16 protein-coding genes are annotated in these 19,394 nt (G+C 53.9%); 11 read left to right on the top strand and 5 right to left on the bottom strand.

Annotation, left to right across the window (positions count from 1 at the left end):
* Window positions 1–183: 183 nt before the first annotated feature.
* A complete protein-coding gene (locus K3T83_RS40290; protein WP_220208793.1) occupies window positions 184–1,116 on the bottom strand; it encodes a bacteriocin fulvocin C-related protein in 933 nt (310 codons plus the stop codon).
* Window positions 1,117–1,426: 310 nt separating this feature from the next.
* Between K3T83_RS40290 and K3T83_RS40285 the strand changes: the two genes are divergently transcribed.
* Window positions 1,427–1,870: a Het-E N-terminal domain-containing protein gene (locus K3T83_RS40285; RefSeq protein ID WP_220208792.1), complete on the top strand. Its 444-nt coding sequence runs from the start codon at window positions 1,427–1,429 to the stop codon at window positions 1,868–1,870.
* Window positions 1,863–4,478 (top strand): NACHT domain-containing protein, encoded by a 2,616-nt coding sequence (locus tag K3T83_RS40280; RefSeq protein ID WP_220208791.1) that lies wholly within the window; start codon window positions 1,863–1,865, stop codon window positions 4,476–4,478. The genes K3T83_RS40285 and K3T83_RS40280 overlap by 8 nt, the downstream gene beginning before the upstream one ends.
* Before the next feature lie 120 nt (window positions 4,479–4,598).
* Here the strand turns inward: K3T83_RS40280 and K3T83_RS40275 are convergent, their stop codons facing one another.
* Entirely contained in the window at window positions 4,599–5,636 is a 1,038-nt protein-coding gene (locus tag K3T83_RS40275; RefSeq protein ID WP_220208790.1) for a lipid II:glycine glycyltransferase FemX, read from the bottom strand.
* Window positions 5,629–6,831 carry a carboxylate--amine ligase gene (locus tag K3T83_RS40270; RefSeq protein ID WP_220208789.1) on the bottom strand — a complete coding sequence of 401 codons (1,203 nt, stop codon included), beginning with the start codon at window positions 6,829–6,831 and terminating at the stop codon, window positions 5,629–5,631. Before K3T83_RS40270 ends, K3T83_RS40275 begins: the two co-directional genes overlap by 8 nt.
* An 86-nt stretch (window positions 6,832–6,917) precedes the next feature.
* On the opposite strand from K3T83_RS40270, the gene K3T83_RS57435 reads away from it, so the two are divergent.
* Window positions 6,918–7,046, top strand: coding sequence for a hypothetical protein (locus tag K3T83_RS57435; protein WP_268963549.1), 129 nt, complete (start codon window positions 6,918–6,920; stop codon window positions 7,044–7,046).
* 33 nt (window positions 7,047–7,079) lie between these two features.
* Window positions 7,080–8,126, top strand: a complete 1,047-nt coding sequence (locus tag K3T83_RS40265) for a GH39 family glycosyl hydrolase (RefSeq protein ID WP_220208788.1) — start codon at window positions 7,080–7,082, stop codon at window positions 8,124–8,126.
* A gap of 268 nt (window positions 8,127–8,394) precedes the next feature.
* On the opposite strand, the gene K3T83_RS40260 is transcribed toward K3T83_RS40265, so the two are convergent.
* Both K3T83_RS40260 and K3T83_RS40255 read right to left on the bottom strand, forming a co-directional pair.
* On the bottom strand, window positions 8,395–9,567 hold the full coding sequence (locus tag K3T83_RS40260; protein ID WP_220208787.1) for a glycosyltransferase family 4 protein: 1,173 nt from the start codon (window positions 9,565–9,567) through the stop codon (window positions 8,395–8,397).
* Entirely contained in the window at window positions 9,560–11,056 is a 1,497-nt protein-coding gene (locus tag K3T83_RS40255; protein WP_220208786.1) for a flippase, read from the bottom strand. The genes K3T83_RS40260 and K3T83_RS40255 overlap by 8 nt, the downstream gene beginning before the upstream one ends.
* A gap of 702 nt (window positions 11,057–11,758) precedes the next feature.
* On the opposite strand from K3T83_RS40255, the gene K3T83_RS40250 reads away from it, so the two are divergent.
* The 7 genes from K3T83_RS40250 to K3T83_RS40225 all read left to right on the top strand — a co-directional run bounded on the left by K3T83_RS40250 (window position 11,759) and on the right by K3T83_RS40225 (window position 19,236).
* Window positions 11,759–12,796 carry a GumC domain-containing protein gene (locus K3T83_RS40250; protein WP_220208785.1) on the top strand — a complete coding sequence of 346 codons (1,038 nt, stop codon included), beginning with the start codon at window positions 11,759–11,761 and terminating at the stop codon, window positions 12,794–12,796.
* Between the two features lie 279 nt (window positions 12,797–13,075).
* Window positions 13,076–13,900: a CpsD/CapB family tyrosine-protein kinase gene (locus K3T83_RS40245; protein ID WP_220208784.1), complete on the top strand. Its 825-nt coding sequence runs from the start codon at window positions 13,076–13,078 to the stop codon at window positions 13,898–13,900.
* An 81-nt stretch (window positions 13,901–13,981) separates the two neighbouring features.
* Window positions 13,982–14,110 carry a hypothetical protein gene (locus K3T83_RS57430; protein WP_268963548.1) on the top strand — a complete coding sequence of 43 codons (129 nt, stop codon included), beginning with the start codon at window positions 13,982–13,984 and terminating at the stop codon, window positions 14,108–14,110.
* A gap of 6 nt (window positions 14,111–14,116) precedes the next feature.
* Entirely contained in the window at window positions 14,117–15,628 is a 1,512-nt protein-coding gene (locus tag K3T83_RS40240; protein ID WP_220208783.1) for an O-antigen ligase family protein, read from the top strand.
* Window positions 15,629–15,726: 98 nt separating this feature from the next.
* Window positions 15,727–16,974: a glycosyltransferase family 2 protein gene (locus K3T83_RS40235; RefSeq protein WP_220208782.1), complete on the top strand. Its 1,248-nt coding sequence runs from the start codon at window positions 15,727–15,729 to the stop codon at window positions 16,972–16,974.
* 14 nt (window positions 16,975–16,988) lie between these two features.
* Window positions 16,989–17,990 (top strand): glycosyltransferase family protein, encoded by a 1,002-nt coding sequence (locus K3T83_RS40230; protein WP_220208781.1) that lies wholly within the window; start codon window positions 16,989–16,991, stop codon window positions 17,988–17,990.
* Window positions 17,991–18,030: 40 nt separating this feature from the next.
* Window positions 18,031–19,236: a glycosyltransferase family 4 protein gene (locus K3T83_RS40225; RefSeq protein ID WP_220208780.1), complete on the top strand. Its 1,206-nt coding sequence runs from the start codon at window positions 18,031–18,033 to the stop codon at window positions 19,234–19,236.
* The last annotated feature ends 158 nt before the right edge of the window (window positions 19,237–19,394 follow it).

Below are 19,394 nucleotides of genomic sequence, written 5' to 3'. Positions count from 1 at the left end.
TGTGGCTTGCGCCTATTGCATAAATACATAAAAATGTGGAAAACCTGGATCGAAAATGGCAGGGGCGATGGCTGGTCCTCGCCCAGCTCCATAGGCGGCGTGATGGCACCCAGGGCGAGGACCAGCCATCGCCCCTGCCATTTTCGGCTGCCGCTCCATTTGCGGATGAAGCTTGACAGAGTACTACCAGCACAACCCGTTGCAATTATATTGCCACAGAGCACCGCAACCACTCACAATCGCACAGTTGGTCAGGTGACAATGGGAATCAGAGCACCAGTCGTGGCCCACTGTGCAGTTGCAGGCTTGATCGGCAGGCTTGAGCGATGATGTGGTTGACTCCGGGCCAAGCGTGGCAAAGACGGCGTGGGCCTCGCTCTTGCCAAACGCGTCTGTCGCGGCCTGTTCGTCGGCTTTGCTCAACGTGGCAAAATTGGTGCGCGCCAGCTCTAGAAAATGGTTGAGAACCGCTTCCTGCTTTGCCGAGAGGTTCGGATGGGCGGCACGATAGCGCTGCAACTGCTCCTGCCAGAACTGACCGCGTACGCTGGGAGTTGAGGCGTTATAGATGGCCTTGCGATAGACCAGCGGATGAGCGATCAATTCGTCATAAGTTTTGGGAAGCTGATCGCTGTTGGCGGCAACCCATGCCTGCGCCTCGGACCACGCCTGGTTCTCTCCTGCTGCGAAGGCTGGCGTCTTGCCGATCAAAATCATGCTTGCCGCCACCGCGCCACCAGCACAGAGCCGGAGAAACTGTCCACGTCCGATGGTTCCTGTTGTTGAGCGCTCTTCCTCGCCACGTCGCAAGCGCTCCAATGCCGCCAATACCCGCGTTGTTGATTGCAGGCCGAGCCGTCGCACAAGCATCAGCCCCATTGCCGGCCCCGTCCATGCCTGCACATCGGTATCGTAGTCTGCAATTCTGAGCAACGTGGGCATCTGGGGAGCTTGCGGTCCCAGCGCCTGTTCTCGCCACCGCTCTACCTGTGCATTGGTCAATGGCAGCACTTCCAGCTTACCGTCGCATGCCTGCGCAACTCGCTCAGAAATCGTGCGACACGTTCCACATGATGCGTTAAAGGCCAGTATCCATCGCGTATTTGAATGCTTCATCAATATCTCCTTATGATGTATATATGCATAGTAGCTTCTGAAAATAGATCTTACAGCAAAGAATTGCTTTCTATTATTATAAGAATGAGGAAAAACGATTGAATCTCTGGTGTGCCATGCTCACTAAAAAGTGGAGCAGAGCAGGAAGTTTGATGGGACATAATGCTGCTCTGCTCATGATTCTAAGAATGATGAGAGACACACAAAAAAGAACCTGATTGACCGTTCACTCTTCAGAAACACAAAATCAGCCTTTACCGTTGTAGTCATATTTTCTTCTTTAAGATGATTTGTAAGAGAGGAGAGTACGATGGACCCGATTACTGCGACAATTGTGGCTGCCGTCTCTGCTGGAGCTATAGGGGGACTGACGGACTTGAGCAAAACCGCTCTCACCGATGCCTACGGGAAGCTCAAAGCCCTTCTTGTCAAGAAGTTTGGGAAAGAGAGCGAGGTGGTGCAAGCAGTGGAACAGGTGGAGGCCAAACCCGCCTCAGATGCCCGGAAGGCGCTGCTCGCCGAAGAGGTGGCTGCGGTGAAGGCCGACCAGGACAACGAATTGCTGGCAGGAGCCCGGACGATACAACAGGTGCTCCAATCATTGCCGGAACATACAGGGCACCACCAGACGGCAACCGGCAACTACATCGCCCAGGCAGATCGGGGAAGCAGCGCCTCCGTCCATATAGGAACCCCACCACCATCAGCGCCTCCCAAACCGACAGCTAAAGAAAACGGCATGCGCGATGAATGAGAAACCGAGGGTCTCTCAAGAGGCACACGGCAGTTATATCGCTCAAGCAACCGGTGGGGCAACGGCGACAATTAATGTCTACGCCGCTCCGCCATCCAAAGAGGACCAGAATCGTCGTCGGTTCCTGGAGCGGTTGCACACACGTTATCGTGACCTGCTCTCGGGATCGCTGCATGGAGCTGTACGCATGACCCTGGAATTGGAGGGAGATCCCGATGCTGTTCTCCCTCCAGTCCAGTTGTTCTACGAAACTGATCGCCAGCCCTTGCATCTCTTGCCTCCTCATACACCTTTGAGGCACCTCTACGACGATGCCGGGCACGAACTCTTGCTGCTCGGAGCGGCAGGCTCCGGCAAATCTACCCTATTGTTGGAACTGGCTCTCGATCTCGTTGGGACAGCAGAGCAAGACCAGAGTCAGTTGTTGCCTGTCATTATTCCCCTTTCCTCCTGGGCAAGGAAGCGCCAACCCCTCCAACAGTGGCTCGGCGAACAGGTGGCCCTCCTCTATGATATTGCGCTGCCTCTCTCAAGACACTGGGTGCAGCAAGAGCATCTGCTGCCACTGCTCGATGGCCTCGATGAGATGGAGGAGGAGTCCCGCACGGCCTGTATCGCTGCCATCAATGCCTATCATCATGAGCATCTACATCCTCTGGTCGTTGCCAGCCGAAAAGCGGAATACGAAGCGGCAGTTGCCAATACCCCACTAGCCCTGCATAGCGCAGTGGTGGTCCAACCACTCTCCACAGAGCAGGTCGATGCCTATCTCATAGAGTGTGGCGAATCGGTGGCAACATTGCGCACAGCTCTCCGAGCGAATCCTGTCCTGCAAGAAGTTGTTACCACACCCCTGATGCTCTCGATCTTGATCCTCTCCTTCCAGGGGAAAACCGTGGACGACCTGCCAATCATGGACTCCTTATCAGAGCAACAGCGGCAAATCTTCGCCACCTATGTCCAGCGCATGGTGCAGCGGAAGGGAACGCTGGCGCATTCCTCTCCCCTTGATCTCGCCTGCTGGCTGCGCTGGTTGGCTCGGCAGATGCATAAACATGACCAGACGATCTTCTATCTGGAGCACCTGCAACCTGATTGGCTCCCTCTCAGGCAATATCGCCGCTATGTCTGGTTAGCTGTCCGGCTCCCAGGCATCTTGCTAGGCATCTGTGCAGGGGCGGCAGTCTTCCTCTTAGCCAAACCTACAGTATTGCCGGTTCCAGAAGCCATAGAATATGCCATCATAGGAGGGCTTCTGGGAGGACTGTTGAGCACAGTTGACACGGAAACAGGTGTTTCTCTCCCCCAGACACAAATCTCTCCTCGTCAGAACAGCAGACGCCGTTTTGGTAGATGTTTGGCAATCGGCATCATCACAGGGTTGCTGTCTGGACTCAGTTGGGGAGCGTGGCTGAGTCCGCAATACACCCTCAGTGATTGGCTACGTGATGGTTGTAGCTATGGAGTGACGTTTGGACTGAGTGGTTTCCTGCTGAGCGTCTGGCTTCCATTGTCCCCATTTAAGCACGCCTCACCTCTACATGAAGCGGCCTGGTCATGGAAACGCCCTATCAACCTCCTTCAAACAGTGCATGGGCGGCGTGTTTTGCTCATAGCAACTCTTGTAGGAGCAGGATTCGGGCTAAGTTATGGACTGGACTATGGGCTGGATGCCGGGTTGAGTTCTGGACTGGGCAATGGGCTGAGTATCGGACTGAGCTATGGGCTGGGCTATGGGTTGAGCGTTGGATGGAGCTTTGGGCTTATAGGACTGCTCCTCAGTCTGGCCCTGCAAGAGCAAACCGCAGGGATTCGCCTGACCGAACATCTTCAATGGACTGGGGAGAGTCTGGTGAGAAGTCTGCTCTCCCTCAAACATGGGATGCAGGCTCTCTTGCTTGCCTGTATCATTACCGTCATCGGGCTGGCTACCGGGCTAAGCGAGATCCTGGGCGTTGGGCCTGACAACAAGCTGGTCTTTGATCTGAGCAACGGGCTGAGTCTCGGATTGACCAATGGACTGCCTACGGCACTGAGCACCGGACTGATCTATTGGATACTCCTGGGGCTGTTTCAGGGGATCGAGCGTTCACGGATCGAGGACCGCTCCCGCCAGCTTCCTAATCAAGGGATATACCGTTCGTTGCGCAATAGCCTCATCATGGGACTCATCAGTTGTGGGATCATTATGATCATAGTCATTGCCACACTGGTCGCATTGTTGCCGCTGAGCACCATACTGGACACTGCATTGTATGGTGGGCTGAATAGTGCATGGAACGTCGCGCTGATCTATTGGCAAACCTATAATCCCGGTAGTACGGCGCTTAGCTCGATGCTAGGGTATGCGCTAACCGACGGATTGAGTGCTGTGTGGCCTTTAGGCGTGAGTGGTGGGCTGCTTGTGTGGGCTGTAAGCGGTGGCCTGGCGACCTTGCGCCACTATATCATTCGCCTGCTGCTCGCCCGTTCCCACCTGTTCCCCTGGGACGCTCCCCGGTTTCTGGAGGAGGCCACGGCTCGTATTTTGCTGCGCCGTGTCGGTGGTGGCTACAGCTTCCCTCATCGCCTCTTACTCGACTATTTCGTCGATTTGCCCGATAAATGAAAATTTCCTTTCAAACTCTGTAATGTCTTTCGTCGTTTCCCGATAATGATTTTTCATAACCAAAATCGGAAACGAGGAGCAACCGGATATGGCAGGGGCGATGGCCATCATAAGTGGTTTTCAGCCGAGATGTTTATAGAGCACGCCTCCTAGCGGTCCGGCAATCCAGGCAGGGAGTTGTTTCCAGGTAGTGGTCAGCAAGCGAAATTTTCTGCTCTGCTCCGATGTGGCCGTCAAGCCGTCGTTGGTGGGATAGTAGTAGTATGGCAACCGCTCTTCGCTCGCTCCCCAGCGCCGTTTGAACTCCATCAGGCCGTGATTGTCGCGGGCAGTGCGCCCAAGATCGAGTGTGTGATATCCACGTGCGCAACTCTGAGTGATGGCGGTCCAGAGCAGCAAATTGTTCGGAGCCAGATGCAAATACTGCTCGTTTGATGCACCATAGGCATATTTAACAGTGGAACCGGTTGTGAGCAGGATCATACCAGCAATAATTGTCCCTTCGTACTCAGCAAGCAATAGTTGCATAGTTTCATCGGCGGCGAAAGCATCCCAGAGGGCGAAAAAGAAGCGTTGCGGTTGTGCAGGCATGCCATGTTTCATGCGCGTGAGTAGATGCAGGCGATAATAGTGTTCCATTTCTGCACGATCTTGCGCGATTCGCACCTGCACGCCCAGCTTTTGAGCCTTCTTGATCTGGCGCTGAACAGGCTTGTGCAGGCCCGTCCAGACGTTGTGGGCATCGCTATGCAGCGGCAGCAGCCAGCGCGCATAGAGGTTGCTCTCGACCAGATCCGTGCGCCCGGCCAGCAGATTGTTGCAGCCGCCGCGTAGCTCAAGATAGCGCGCTTTTTGGGCAAGATCAAGCGCCTGATCGAGCAGGGTATGCGCGTCGGTTGCATCGACCGCCAGCAACGGGCAATGGTCGGAAAAGGGGAGAGAGACGTAGCGCCGCCCGGTCAGTGGACTCTGGATGTGATACAGAGGGAGCATGCCAGTAATCTGTCCCGCCGCATTGGTTGTGGTCAGTGGCACGAGCGGATAACCATAGAGTTTCGTTAAAAGATCGAGCCAGCTCTGTTTATAATAGAAGACTTCCTGTGCTTGCTGCTCTATAATGGGATGAAGGCGAGAGGGTGGGAGCATCTCTTTAAGCATGGGTGCGGCCTCCTTTCAAGGCTTTGAGCGAGCGAGAGAGGCCGATGGCTGTAATATCGCCCAGCGTGGGCAGTGGATCACGCCAATCGAAGACCGAGAACGTAGTAGAGTCGAGCAGCGAGCGCAGATACGCGCCGGGCGTCGTAATGCCTGCTCGCACCTCCTGGAGTCCGGCTGGAATGTCGGTGAGGAGCCGAACCCAATGTGGTCCGTAGCGCGGGACAACGTGGCGTGGCGGCTGGCCCTGAGCGTCACAGTATTGAATATAGGGGAAGTCCAGGCCACAATTGCGGCAGAGCGAATGCCAGCCCCAGGGGCGTGCGTTGATATCAAGCAACCTGTATTGTCCGTCGCGCTGGTCATACTTAAATTCGACCTCAACCATACCAGAGAGCCGCATATAGCGTAAGAGCTTGCTGGTTGGCTCGAAAAGTTGCGGCACCTCCAGCGCTTCGACGAAGCAACTGTTCAGGCCGTAGTCGATGGGATACTGGCGAGTGCGCCGGGCCGTCATCGCCAGCAGCAGGCGACCCTCTTTGCAGAACGCTCCTACCGAATATTGTGTGCGTCCGTCGCCTGGAATCATCTCCTGCACGAGAATCTCGTCTGCTTTGATAAGCTTTGCGGCGATGCGATACTGTGAGAGTAGCTCCTCGTAATTGTGGGCTGGCAGGGCTTTGAGTTGCAGCGCACGGTGCAGGTGGATGGAGATGGCCGATTTGATGATGGCAGGAAAGGTAATCGGCAGGGTGCGCAGTTGCTCTTCGCTGGCGGGATACCACGTCTCAGGGCAGGCCACGCCCAGTTCTTGCGCCATCTGATATGTCAGGCGCTTATCGTTGGCCCAGCAGACGATCTCCCAGGCGGGCGTAACGAGCTGATAGAGCTGGGCGAGTTGCTGCGTGTTGCGCGCGACAAGCTCCACAACATCGTCGGTCGTGGGAATAAGCAGCCATCGCTCTAATTGCTGCTCTTTGGCGATGGTAACGAGATAACGCAAGAAAAGCGACGTATCCATTGCACCGTGCCATTTGTAGCGCTGCACGACGTAGCGCGAAAACCAGGCGGCGCGATGGATATTATCAACAATCACACATGGTATCCCATGTCGTCCCAGGCTGCGGACAACCCCCAGCGCGCGGAAGTCGCTCCCGATGATGACTGCGCCCGACGCGCCCTGTTTCTTCGCGTTCATAGCGGTATGCCTCTCTCGACCTTATTTTGCCAGCACTAGTGAAGCTAAATCTTCATCCAGATAATAAAGATAAGGGAGAGAGGTCGATGTGGCGTATTGATGCCAGTGAAGATATCACCATCAGGAGTCGCGACTATCTTAACCTGTTCACAACCTCATTCTTTACCGTTTTCCGACTGGAATATGCTATAAATAAGCATGGCGAGGATCATTGAAAAATCTGCGCGAAGTGTTGGAAGGAGATGGCTTTGCATCTACCATCATCCGGTGCTTATCAGCGTATGCTACGAGCCTGCATCCTGTTTATTGTGCTGGTTATAAGCGTTGTCAGCCTTTCGAGCATAATACCATCCAGCGCGAGCACGATAAACAGGGCGCAGCCACCAGCCGCACGGCCCGGCGAGTTGTTGCCTGGACAACAGATCTGGAAGCAAGGCGTCTCATCGTTTGTTTTTGGCACCAATGATACGCAGGAGTGGTATCACAATAACGTGCAGACAAATCCAGGCATTCAGCAAGCGTTGAAGGATGCGCATTTTTCGCTTATGCGCACGTTCTTCTTCGATAGAAGTCTCGCCGATAATCATCCCACCACCGATGGGGAGATCGAGCAGCGGCTCAAAACCATCGAGAACAGCGGCATGAGTTGCCTGGGCGTGCTGGCGAACCCGCTGAATACCGATTTTGCCAGCCACGTTGTGCGTTATGCTGGGAAGCGCTGCCTGTTGTATGAGCTTGGCAACGAGCCTGATGCGGCTGGCATTGGGATTGCGGAGTATCTCAAGCAATGGAACCGCGTTATTCCCCTGTTGCGCCAGATCAATCCCGAAGCGAGGTTTATTGGGCCTGTGGTGGGTGTGGATAACTACCTGAAAGATTTTCTTGTGGGGGTGAAGCAATCACACGTGCTACCGGATGCGGTGAGCTTTCACTGGTATCCTTGCTGGCACGACACAGAGGATGTCTGTCTGAGCAAAGCTGACGAGGTGGCGGAAAAGGTGCTGACCGTGCGGGCGTGGGTGAAGGCAACGCTGGGGAAGGAGCTACCGGTCGGGGTGACGGAATGGAATTTCGATCCTGGTAGTCCGACCGCGCCCTATGGCGATGATGCCGAGTTTATGACCAGATTTACGGTTGAGGCGCTGCTAGCTCTCATTCAGAGCGGGGCAACCTTCGCCTGCCAGTTCGATGCAGCCAGCGCCACCGTCTATCACGATATGTTCGACTACCGAACAAGCCAGCCCAAACCGCAATATTATGCGCTTAAATCGCTTATTCAACAATATCGATTATGATAATCAAAATAAAGAAAAAGAAGGGGAGTGGAAAAATCTCCCATCACCCGTAGCGACAAGGGGCGGTATGGAGGGGCTGTGGGGGCCTTGCGCTTGTCGCCGTTGGGTCGCTGGGATCGGGAAACAGACAAACGATGTGGCGAGAGCGATAAGCGCAAGGCCCCCACCAAGACCCCGAACCACCCCTTGTCGCTACGGGAGACCCAACATTTCTTGTGCTCTTATAATTTCCGAATGCACCAATGAGCAATGATCTGCATCTGATCTTTTACTGAGTCATTTGTCTAAAACTCATATCAATAATATTCTTGACAGAGCAGCCCCAGGCATTCCAGTTGAGCCGCTTTTCAAATGCGGTCCGGCTTGCTCTGACGAATGAGTGGTAGCGTTGCTCATCCCGATAGAGTTCAGCGATCTGCGCAGCGTAGGCATCGCCTCGCGCATCGTAGGGGAGCAGGAGACCATTTTTGCCATCAGTTACCAGCTCGCTCAGACCGCCGGTGCGAGTCGTGATAACTGGCAGGCCATAGGCAGTGGCCTCGCACAGAGCGATGCTGAAACACTCGTTGCGCGTTGGCAGTAGCGCGAAATCGGCTTGCATATAGAGATGCTCCAATTCCTTGCGCTCCGCTGGTTTCTGCTTGTCGAGAAAAGGGATGATGCGCATACGTGAATGAGAGAACGATGGTGGAGGAACGCAGCCACAAATAATCAATTCAGCTTCGATGCCCAGTTGTTCGAGCCTGAGCAGCGTTTCAAAGGCGATATCCCCGCCTTTCTGCTGCCAGTTCGCGCCCACGAAAAGGAGCCTGCACCGCCCTGAGCGTTGTCTCTGCCGAATCATTTCCGCATCTGGTGGCGTCTCGAAGTTGGCACCGAACGGCACGACATGAACTTTGCGCGCATCAGCCTGATAGTCATCAATGGCGGATTGCGCGGCCCACGATGAAGAGGAGATGATGGCGCTGGCCTTCTGAAGCGCATGTTGTTCGATAATATGCAATTCGCGTTTTGAGCACTCTAACAGATGAGTATATTCCGCGTTATAGTTAATTAACTGACCATAGGTGGCGTCTTCAACCAGGATGATCGGTATTCTGGTCTCAAGAAAAGCGATCTCAGTTGCCGCTACCGGCGCGACGATCAGATCGAAACGACGTTTGGCCAACTGTGCAGCTATCATATGAGCGTGCCGCTTTGCAACAAGCAGGCAGTTATGATAGGCATAGCGTCGGTGCAGCAAGAGGCGTGCGCTCCGATGGATGGAGCGCGCAATGACCTGTTCTTTGCAGGGAGCCGGGCTGATCCAGGAGACTTCGCCGCTGTATTTCTCTAGCGCTCGGGCCATATGGGAGAACGTGCCAGCCCAGGACCAGGTATGAATGTCCTGTGGGTTAAACTGTGTCACGAAAGCGATAGAGCGCGTGGTTGCTTTATCCATAAACTTTTTCGTCCTTAATGGCTGGCTGCTCAACGGTGCTCCCTGTTTTGCGGCGCAGGGCATTGTAGAAAGCGAGAATATCGTCGCGCGGGATGGTACGCAGCAGCAGCGCAGTCGCCAGATACACGCTGATCGCAACTGCCAGCACGACAAAGACATTCAGAGAGGGAGTGATGGGCAATTGGAGCAGCACATTTGATTTATTGATCAGCCAGATGGCACCCCCCATCGCGCCACAGGCCACAAGCGCCTTGAGGCCAACAATCAGGCTGCGGAATGGCAGAAGATGGCGAGGGATAAATGTAAGTTGCAGGCAGACGATCAGCAGTTCGGTAAGCGAGGTCAGGATGGCAGCCCCCACATGTCGATAGAGCGGGATCAGGAGCAGGTTCAGCCCGAAGTTGAAGATCAGCGCGATCAGTGCAATAAAGGGGATCTTCTTCTCTTTTTTCAGGGTTGCGATGGTGTTGGAGAGCAGCGCGTTGACATAGAGAAAGACCAGTCCGGGAGCCAGCCCTTGCAAGGCGGGGACAGTTTGCACAAATTCGCGGCTGTGATAGAGATATCCGACAATGTAGGATGCGGCGAAGAACAGGAACGCGGCAATGGGCAGGCTGCAAAAGAGGATGGTGTTCATCGTCTTTTCAATACCGATCTTCAGGCCATCGTCAGAGCCGCTCGCGAGTTTGATAAGCACGGGATAGGTAACGGTCATGATAATACCAGAAAGAAAGGTGAGCGTATCGAAGAGGCGATAGCCTGCACCATACCAGCCAACCACCGCCACACTCGTCATGAGAGAGAGCATAATCGCATCAATGCGGTAATAGATGATGCCCAGCACTCCATAGATAAGGAACGGCACGCAGGTTCGCAGAATGTGACGGATCAACTCTTTATCAATAGCGATTGTGAAGCCGAGGCGTCGATAGAGGCTGATGCCCTGCCAGAGTGTGTTGATGCATGAGCCAGCCAGCAGCACCAGCGCCATCACCTGCACACCGGCCCCTTGCTTGAGAACATACCAGCCAATCGCAGCCGAGATGCCTTTCTCCAGGATAGAGCCGACGACGGGAAAAATGGTGCGTTCAAAGGCGTAGTGGAGCGAGGAGAACGTGTTGCCGACAGCGCTGCTCAGCAGGCTCAGGCCACAGATCGCCATCAGAATGCGCACCTCGACGGAATAGCCCAGCAGCCAGGAGAGCAGAAGGATGAGCGCGTAGACGATGGGCCAGCACAGCAGTTTGATGAGCAGAGTGTTGGAGAGATAGCGCCGCGCCTGTAGCGGGTCTTGCGCCACCGCCCGAATCACCTGTTGCGTAAAGCCTGCATCGATGGGGAAGCCAATCAGGAGCGCGAACGTCAGGGCGGTATATAGTTCGCCGAATTTGACATCACCCAAAAAACGCCCGTAGCAGATCATAAGTGTCAGCGTCGATACCCATGTAATGATTTGACCAACCATTGAAATAACAGAATTCCCAATCATTCTGCGCAAAACCTTCATTACCCACAATCCTCCTATTACAAAACAAGCGCCCCGCGATAATGATTTTTCACCACCAAAACCGAGAAAGTATTTCGTAGTGGAGCGATTTATCGCGTGGAGGCAAACTCCTCTCAGGTAGCCCCCCACGCGATAAATCGCTCCACTACGGAATGAGAGTGTATTGTGAGCATAGCATCAGCAGGTATTGAAGAGGTGGTTCTGCCAGTCAAGAGTGAGTAATTATTTGCTCTCGTTTGAGGAATGCGCCTTTTTTACGTGTGCAAACCGATTTGTAAGGATATAATTATTGAGGCATCTGGCATATATGCTGAGGAGAGAGAAGATTCCTCCCCACCCGTAGCGACAAGGAGAGGGGTGGATGGGTTGCGGGGGCCTTGCGCTTGTCGCTCTCGCTTCCCGGTTCTCGCGTGACCCCAACGGCGACAAGCGCAAGGCCCCCGCCAAGACCCCACACCACCCCTTGTCGCTACGGGTGCCCCAACATCCTTCGCGCCGACAGCCGTTTCCCCTTCCATTGGTGGATGTACCAATAATTATGTTTGTACAAGCATGCGAGGGTGAAGCTATGTAGACCAGAGGTTGCTGGTCTTGATACTATCTCGACTGCGAGGAAAACCCATTTGTGCAGGTCAGCAGGTATGTTTAGTTGTGGGTTTACTTGTTGAAAGGAGGCAGGTGCTTTTGAGGCGCGTTCTTGAGGTCGTTTTTCGGCGATTACCCCTGTTGCTGCTTATTATCGTGGTGTTGCCAGTTGTAAGTGTGGCAATAACCTATTTCGTGGTGCCTCGTTCCTATCTGTCGAGTGCGTCGTTGTGGGCGCTGCGCCGCTATGAGATTATTGGCGATGCCACTGTGCAGCCCAATCCTCCACCTACGCCAGCCGAAACGCAGGTCGCGGCACTCTCCACGTTACTTCAGACACGCGACTTTGATCTGGCGGTGGCAAATCAGGCGAATGTGGCTCTGACGCTGGATGCAAGCGTTGTTCAGGTGCCAGAGTTGCGCGATAAGGCGCTGTTCGATGATATCGCGAAACATGTGCAGGTGGTCTCTCAGGGGAATAACCTGCTCACGATAAGCTATGCCAATCGTGATGCGCAGGTTGCACAGAAAGTTGTTACGGCTGTTGTTCAAAACTTTGCTTTGCAGAGTGCTGGCTTCTCTCGTTTGCAAGGACAACATCTGCTGGAGAATTATCAGAAACAACTGGCGGATGCGGCGCAAAGTGCGAATACGGCGGCAGCAAATGAAACAAACTATCTTGCGCACCATCCCCAGGTTGCCAGAAATATTCTGTATGCCGGTCCCGATTACGCTCAGCTTTTCGATCCGCAATACGGCATGTTGCACGCTCAATCGTTACAGGCGTTGTCCCGCTTGCAAGCGATTCAGAATCAGATGGCAACCGTGCAATTGCAGGTTGCGGAACAGGCTGGCAATGCTGATACGCTCTTTAAGGTGGTCGATGCCCCGGTTGTGGCGCGTCAGGCAGAGGGACGTATGAAGTTGTTTCTCACCTATGGCGGCGCGGCTCTGGGAATCGCGCTTCTGGCCTGTGTCCTGTACGTTATTATGCTGGTGCGCGGCGACCAATCGGTGCAGACGAAGCTTGATCTAGATGCTCTGATTCCCTATTCAGTTGTTTTGCAACTCCCACAGATATCATCGCGGAATATGTCGGAGCTGATGCTATGGTCGATGCAAGATAAACAGTCGTAGTGTAGCGATAATTGGAGCACCCGTAGCGACAAGAGGTGGTTGAGGGTCTTGGCGGGGGCCTTGCGCTTGTCGCCATTGGGTCGCTGGGATCAGGAAACAACCAAACGGTGTGGCGAGAGCGACAAGCGCAAGGCCCCCGTACCCGCCCCGTACCACCCCTTGTCGCTACGGGTGGGGGAGGGACCGTCTCTCCCGGGCACATTTACCGGAGGCTCCAATAATCGCGCGAATACGACATGAATGTTGTAAATAATCACTCTATGAGGTGAGAGGGGCAGCATGAAAGAAAATGCTGAGGATCTGGCAGTGACGCAAAAGTTGATGGATATACGATTGAAACCAAAAGAATTATTGAATGGGAAAGCGGCCTCGACGCGCCCGTTACCAGAAGTTGCGCTACCTGTGGCGAAGAAAGTACAGCAGCGGTCTGCATCTCTTCCCGCTCACGCGTTTTCTCAACGTGAACGGATCGCCATGCATGACCTTCAGGAGCAGTGTCGGCGCTTCTGTCTCAACACGTTTCTACGCCAGCAAGATCCTGTACGCTGTTTGGGCATCACCAGCGCGATTGCAGGTGAGGGGCGCTCTCTATTGTCGGTTATCATGGCGCAGGTGCTTGCTGCCGATAGCGCGGCTCCTGTGGTGCTGATAGAGTGTGGTTGGGAGCCGAAAAGCTCGCCAGCCTCTCTGACGATCCCTACATACTTTGGTATTCCATCACAGCCAGGACTGGCCGAGTGGTTGCTTGGAGAGTGTAAAGAGGGTGAGATGAGCTATCTGGTTGCTGAGAATCTGACGGTGATTCCTGCTGGAAATAGTCGAAACGATGCAATAAAGGTGTTGCAGGCAATGCCAAAAATGCTGGATCGACTTATACATACCCATCATTTTGTGATTGTTGATCTTCCACCTGTGATTACAACGCCGTATGGGGTGCTGGCATCTGGTATGGTGGAGGCGCTGGCTCTGGTTGTGCGAGCTGGTAGTACGCCTGTGCCGCTGGTCAGGGAGGCGAGCAATCGTTTGCAAGGATTGCAGGTTGAGGGGGTCATTTTGAATCAAATGCAGAGCAAGATACCGCGCTGGCTGGAACGGATTTTGTAAGAGCGTGTCTGATGGAGGTGAGCATGAGAAGCGAGATCGTGCGCCCGCCGCCTCCTGGAACGGATTCTATAGGAGAAAGATATGATTCTTTTCCTACTCATGGCGCTCTTCCTGCTGATTGGACTATTTGCCAAAGCGTTTACCCTGAAGGTACGCGTGCTTCTGTGCATGTTTATTGTGAGTGCGTTGCTCTATCTCTATCTGACTTGAGGGCTCATGGAGAGGTCAGTTATTGTAAGCGATCTGTTGACGGAGCAGAGAAAAAGAGATGTGTGGACGTTTGTGGGTGTGGCTGGCGTGGCTCTGGCGGTGACAGTGCTACTGGTGCTGGCGGGAACGAGCATCGGGCCGAATCTGGCGCTGGGTGGGCTGGTCGTGCTGGTGCTGGTGCTGGTTATCATCAGGTGGCCGGTGGTTGGACTGTTTGTGGCGGCGGCATCTGCACTTTTTGTTGAGGAGTCACCTCTCAGAATTCCGATCATTACCGATGAGTTGAATGTCTTTTACTGGCCTCCCAACCTTGCGGGACAGGTCGAGCGTCCCTTTGGCTATCTCATCCTGTTCATTTTCCTGACGTTGCTTGTGCATAACCTGCTCAAGCGCCGCAAGGTGCTACAGGGCGGTCAATTCCTGTTGCCGCTGCTCTGTTTCCTGGGCTGTGTGGTTCTAGGCGTGGTGCATGGCCTGGCGACCGGAGGGATCTTTAAGATTATCACGCTGGAGATCAGGCCGCTCTGGTATCTGTTCCTGTCCTATCTCCTGGCATATAACCTGATGAAGCGCTACGGCTCTCTACGTCTGTTCTTCTGGCTGGTCATCCTGGCGGCTGGCGTGAAGTCGTTGCAGGGAGTGTACATCTACGCTGTGGTCTTGCATGGGAGCCTGACCGGGGTACGCGATATTATGGCTCATGAAGAGTCGTTCTTCTTTGTATCGCTGCTGCTGCTTGTTTTTCTGTTTATAGTGCATTATTGTTATCGACCACAATTCTATGTGGCCCTCCTGACGCTGCCATGCGTGTTCGTCGCGCTCTACGCCAATCAGCGCCGCACCGATTATCTGGCGCTGTTGGCTGGGATGGTGATTTCCTGGCTGCTGATTTTCTTCATTAAAGCTCACGCTCGCAAGGTGCTGGGAATCGGTATCATCGTCTTTCTGGTGATCATGACGGGCTATGTGCTGCTCTTTGCCAATGGGAGTGGAGGTTTTGCGGAACCGGCGCGTGCGGTGGTCTCGATCTTCCAGCCTGACCCGCAGGACGCAGCCTCCAACGACTATCGTGTGAGGGAGAATTATGATCTCAAGTTCACGGTGAATCAAGATCCGTTGCTGGGTTTTGGTTTTGGCAAACCGTTCTTTCAACCACAATTGCTGCCCGATCTGACGGTCGGCGATCCGTCGTTCGGTGGCAATCCTTTTCGCTATGTTCCTCATAATACGATCTATTGGATCTGGATGCGGCTGGGCTATCCTGGCTTCTTTGCGCTCTGGTATCTATTTGGTGTGGTCGTTATTCGTGGCAGCCTGATTGCTCGCAAACTGCGTGATCCCTATCTGCAACTGGTGGCGATCTATATTGTGGCTATCACCTTTATCGAGGTTTTCGTGGCTTATAGCGATTATCAGCTTTTCACCTTTCGTACCGTGATCTATTTTGGTATGTTGATGGGAATTTTGTTGCGATTGCCCATGCTCGATAAACAAAAAGAAGTATCAGGGCATAATTGATGTATCCAGAAAATTCTCCGCCGTGAGATCGAATATGGCAGGGGCGATGGCTTGTCCTCACCCTGGATGCTCCAATTATGCTGATTCGGGAGGAGACGATGGCAGTTCATAAGGCGTATTTCCTGCATACGAATCCCAGGAGTTGGGTCAGGGCGAGCTTGCCCAAATGTTGTGCGACCGCTCACGAGACCTTACAACAGATGCCCGACGAACAGTTGCAAGGGCTGGCATGGCAGCAAAGGGACGAGCGTTTGCAGGCGGCGGTGACGGCCTGCCAGGAGAGGCGCTGGCGGGAAACGACGGGAGTAGATGTGGCTGATTCGTACTTTACGCTGGTTATTCCTGTCTATAATGAGGAGCAGAGTCTCCCCTCATTTTTTAGTACGTTGATGCTTGCGGATATACCATCTTCTGTGCATGCGACTATTATTTTTATCACTAACGCCTGTCACGACTCCAGCAATAGCCTGATCGATGCGTTTCTGGCGCGTCAGGGAGATGTGAAAGAGGAGATGTTGCGAGGCGATTTTCTAGATTCACACATAAATCCATATGTGAAAACTGTGAAGCTGGGGAATCTCACGTTTATGCATGTCGATACCAGCACGCCAGGGAAGGGGCATGCGCTACGGACTGGCAATTGCATTGCGCGTTCTTGCGGCCACACGATAGCGATGTGTATCGATGCAAACGATTATATAGAGCCAGATGCCGTGCGTCTCCTGTTTCATTCCGCTCACCGAACGTTTCGTCGTCGGCCTGAGCATAGTGATGTGGTGATCTTCAGTGGCACAGGGTGTGGTGAGAGGCGAGCATCAAGCATGAAAAAGATCATGGATTCGGTGGAGGTTCGGAAACGACACTTGATCGAAGATAGGAGCGGCTACATTCTCGGTTGCCTGATGGCCTGGAATACTGAATGGCTTGATAGCATTGGTGGTCCGCTGGGAATCGCTCTGGAAGATTATGCGCTGGGGGTGCTGGCGCGCATCTACGGCTATCGCATTGGCGTGGTTGAGGAGGCGAGGATCTGGAGTTATGACGCGAACGCCTTTACTGATCTGCTTGAGACCAGGACACGCTATGTTCGCGGCATGTTGCAAGTTTTATATTCTCTGCAATACACAGCCGGGGCGGTCAAGATCGTGCAGCGTGATTCGTTTTATATGCGCAACTGGCGCGAGAGGCTGCGGCATCTGTTCCGGCGCTCCAGACAGGATATCCTGAGCTTTCCGCGCTATCTGGTGACGTTTCTGGTATGGGAGTATGCCATCAGGCGCGGAAGACGAGATTTCTGGCGCGATCCAGAGAATCCAACCTGGAAGAAAATTGCTTCTACACGCTGAAAGGGAGGTGCGTTATGGCGAGGAAAGCCGCGGTTGTTGTGTGGGCGAGGCATTCGCGACGAGCGGAGACGCTGGCCGCCGAGCTTGGAGGGAGTGTACGGAACTTTTATGAGCAGCCGTTGAAGGGGTTCTGGCTCACGGGGCTACGCTATCTTGTGCAGGGATGGCGAACCTGGCTGTTTCTGAATCAGGAGCGGCCAGCGCTGGTGGTGGTGCAATCTCCACCCGTGTTCGCGGCGCTAGTGGTCGCCCTCTGGTGTGGATTGAGCAGGTTGTATGGGTGCCGGGCCGCATATGTGATTGATTGTCATAGCGGCAGCTTCTACAGTCGTCGCTGGCGCTGGTTTCAGCCGTTGCAGCGCTGGCTCTCGCGCCGGGCATTGGTGACGCTGGTAGCGAGCGAGGATGCGTTGGAGATTGTGCGCAAGCGCTGGCATGCCAGAAGCATTTTTCTGGTCGATGGGCTGCCGTCCCTCAGTCCCGCGCGTGGCAGTGTCGGCTCGGAGGGCGAGGCGCGCGTGGCCGTTATCAGCAGCTTTGACTATGACGAACCGCTGAGCGAGATCTTTGCGGCGGCCCGAATGCTGCCAGATGTGACATTTTATCTCAGCGGTGATGTACAGCGCATGCCCCCTGAGATGCTCAAACAGAAGCCCACGAATGCCGTACTTACCGGTTTCCTGCCGGAAAACTATTATAGTGGGCTGCTCAGCAACGTACATGGTCTAATCGTGCTGACGACGGAGCCGCACGTCCTCAATTGCGGAGCCTATGAAGCGCTGGCGATGACGAAGCCAGTTGTTGTTTCGGATTGGCCTGAGATGCGCGGCTGCTTCACACGCGGCTTTGTCTATGTGAGCAACACAGCCAGGGCGATTGCCTCGGGGGTGAAAAAGATGCTTGACGAGCGGGAAGTATTGGCGCAGGAAATTATGACGATGAGGACGGAGCTGGTGACGAAGAGGCAAGGTAATTTCAACGAATTTATCGAACTCATCGAACAGAAGACGCTCTGAGGATCTAGCGCTATGAGTCAGCAAAAGGGGGAATGCTATCATGTTGTCATGTCGGCTTTGCGTGATCACGTTTGATTGGTATCCATGTGAGCCGCGTGTGCATCGCCTCTCGGATACAGCGGCGGCGCTGGGCTGCGATGTCGATGTTATTTGTCTGCTGCGGCCTGGCGAGGCGCGCTATGAGGTTTGCAATAATGTGCATGTCTATCGGCTCCCCGTTAGTAGACATTACGCTGGCTCGTTTCCCGATTTATTGCGATGCTGGTTATGTTTCCTGTTGCTTGCTGCCTGGAAAGTGACGCAATTACATATCAAACGTCGCTACAATATCGTACATGTCCATAATATTCCTGATTTTCTGGTCTTTTCCGCACTCTTTCCACGAATTACCGGTGCCAAAATCATTCTTGATGTGCAGGATGTGACCCCCGAACTGCTCTCCATCAAAGTCAAAGGGGCGAGGAAGCGTGCGCTGTTGAAGCAACTGGCGACCTGGCAGGAGCGCCTCTCCACTGGCTTTGTCGATCATATTGTGACGGTTGGCTGGCCGTTTGAACGGTTGCTTTTGCAACGTGGCGTGCCTTGTGACAAAATGACGATCATTCTCAATAGCGCCTATCCGCCCCTGTTCCCGATTGAGCGCAGACCACCCTTGCCCACTGAGGACGTGCATAGAGAAGGGCGACCGTTTATCTTGATGTATCACGGAACGATTGTCGAGCGCTATGGTCTGGATATTGCGATCAGGGCCGTTGCCCTTGCTGTTCCGCATATACCTCATCTACGTTTAGATATCACTGGCGCGAGCGCACCAGCATATATAGATTTTTTACGGGAATTGACGGAAGAGTTAGGGATTGGTGAGCATGTGGTATTTCATGAGCCGATCCCGCTTGAGGAACTGACGGACTTCATTGTGCATGGCGATGTGGGCATTGTGCCTTATAGGAATGATCCATTTGCTGATTTGCTCTTGCCAACGAAGGCCTATGAGCTTGCCTGGTTGCATCGTCCCATCATTGCTTCGGGAACCAGCGCCATGCGTTCGATGTTTCGCCCGGAATCGGTGGCCTTCTGCGATCCCACGCGGCCTGAGAGCTTTGCAGATGCCATTATTGATCTTTATCGACACCCGGAGAAGCGAGCCAGCATGGTTGTGCGTGCCAGCGAAGATTACGAACCGTATCGCTGGGAACTGATGGCGAAACGCTACGAGCAATTATTGGCAGCATTGAGCAAGCGATAGATGCTGCGTGCCTCATCGTTGGTTTCTTGCGACACTAATCAAGAAACCAACGATGAGGCACGCAGAAATTCTCTAACACGAGAGATGCGCGAGCCGCGTTGGAGAGAGCGAGGCATTCGAGGCTCTCATCGTGAACGATGCGGCAACTGATCTCGTTT

Source organism: Reticulibacter mediterranei (assembly GCF_016587455.1).
Note: the sequence above shows the minus strand (reverse complement) of the source record. Positions and strands in the feature narration are given on the sequence as shown.

Bases quoted from the DNA above. Each gene is read 5' to 3' on its own strand.
- K3T83_RS40240 (WP_220208783.1), top strand. From the start codon at position 14,117: ATGGAGAGGTCAGTTATTGTAAGCGATCTGTTGACGGAGCAGAGAAAA.
- K3T83_RS40230 (WP_220208781.1), top strand. From the start codon at position 16,989: ATGGCGAGGAAAGCCGCGGTTGTTGTGTGGGCGAGGCATTCGCGACGA.
- K3T83_RS57430 (WP_268963548.1), top strand. From the start codon at position 13,982: ATGATTCTTTTCCTACTCATGGCGCTCTTCCTGCTGATTGGACTATTT.
- K3T83_RS40270 (WP_220208789.1), bottom strand. From the start codon at position 6,831: ATGAACGCGAAGAAACAGGGCGCGTCGGGCGCAGTCATCATCGGGAGC.
- K3T83_RS40260 (WP_220208787.1), bottom strand. From the start codon at position 9,567: ATGGATAAAGCAACCACGCGCTCTATCGCTTTCGTGACACAGTTTAAC.
- K3T83_RS40275 (WP_220208790.1), bottom strand. From the start codon at position 5,636: ATGCTTAAAGAGATGCTCCCACCCTCTCGCCTTCATCCCATTATAGAG.
- K3T83_RS40285 (WP_220208792.1), top strand. From the start codon at position 1,427: ATGGACCCGATTACTGCGACAATTGTGGCTGCCGTCTCTGCTGGAGCT.
- K3T83_RS40290 (WP_220208793.1), bottom strand. From the start codon at position 1,116: ATGAAGCATTCAAATACGCGATGGATACTGGCCTTTAACGCATCATGT.
- K3T83_RS57435 (WP_268963549.1), top strand. From the start codon at position 6,918: ATGTGGCGTATTGATGCCAGTGAAGATATCACCATCAGGAGTCGCGAC.
- K3T83_RS40255 (WP_220208786.1), bottom strand. From the start codon at position 11,056: ATGATTGGGAATTCTGTTATTTCAATGGTTGGTCAAATCATTACATGG.
- K3T83_RS40235 (WP_220208782.1), top strand. From the start codon at position 15,727: ATGGCAGTTCATAAGGCGTATTTCCTGCATACGAATCCCAGGAGTTGG.
- K3T83_RS40225 (WP_220208780.1), top strand. From the start codon at position 18,031: ATGTTGTCATGTCGGCTTTGCGTGATCACGTTTGATTGGTATCCATGT.
- K3T83_RS40280 (WP_220208791.1), top strand. From the start codon at position 1,863: ATGAATGAGAAACCGAGGGTCTCTCAAGAGGCACACGGCAGTTATATC.
- K3T83_RS40245 (WP_220208784.1), top strand. From the start codon at position 13,076: ATGAAAGAAAATGCTGAGGATCTGGCAGTGACGCAAAAGTTGATGGAT.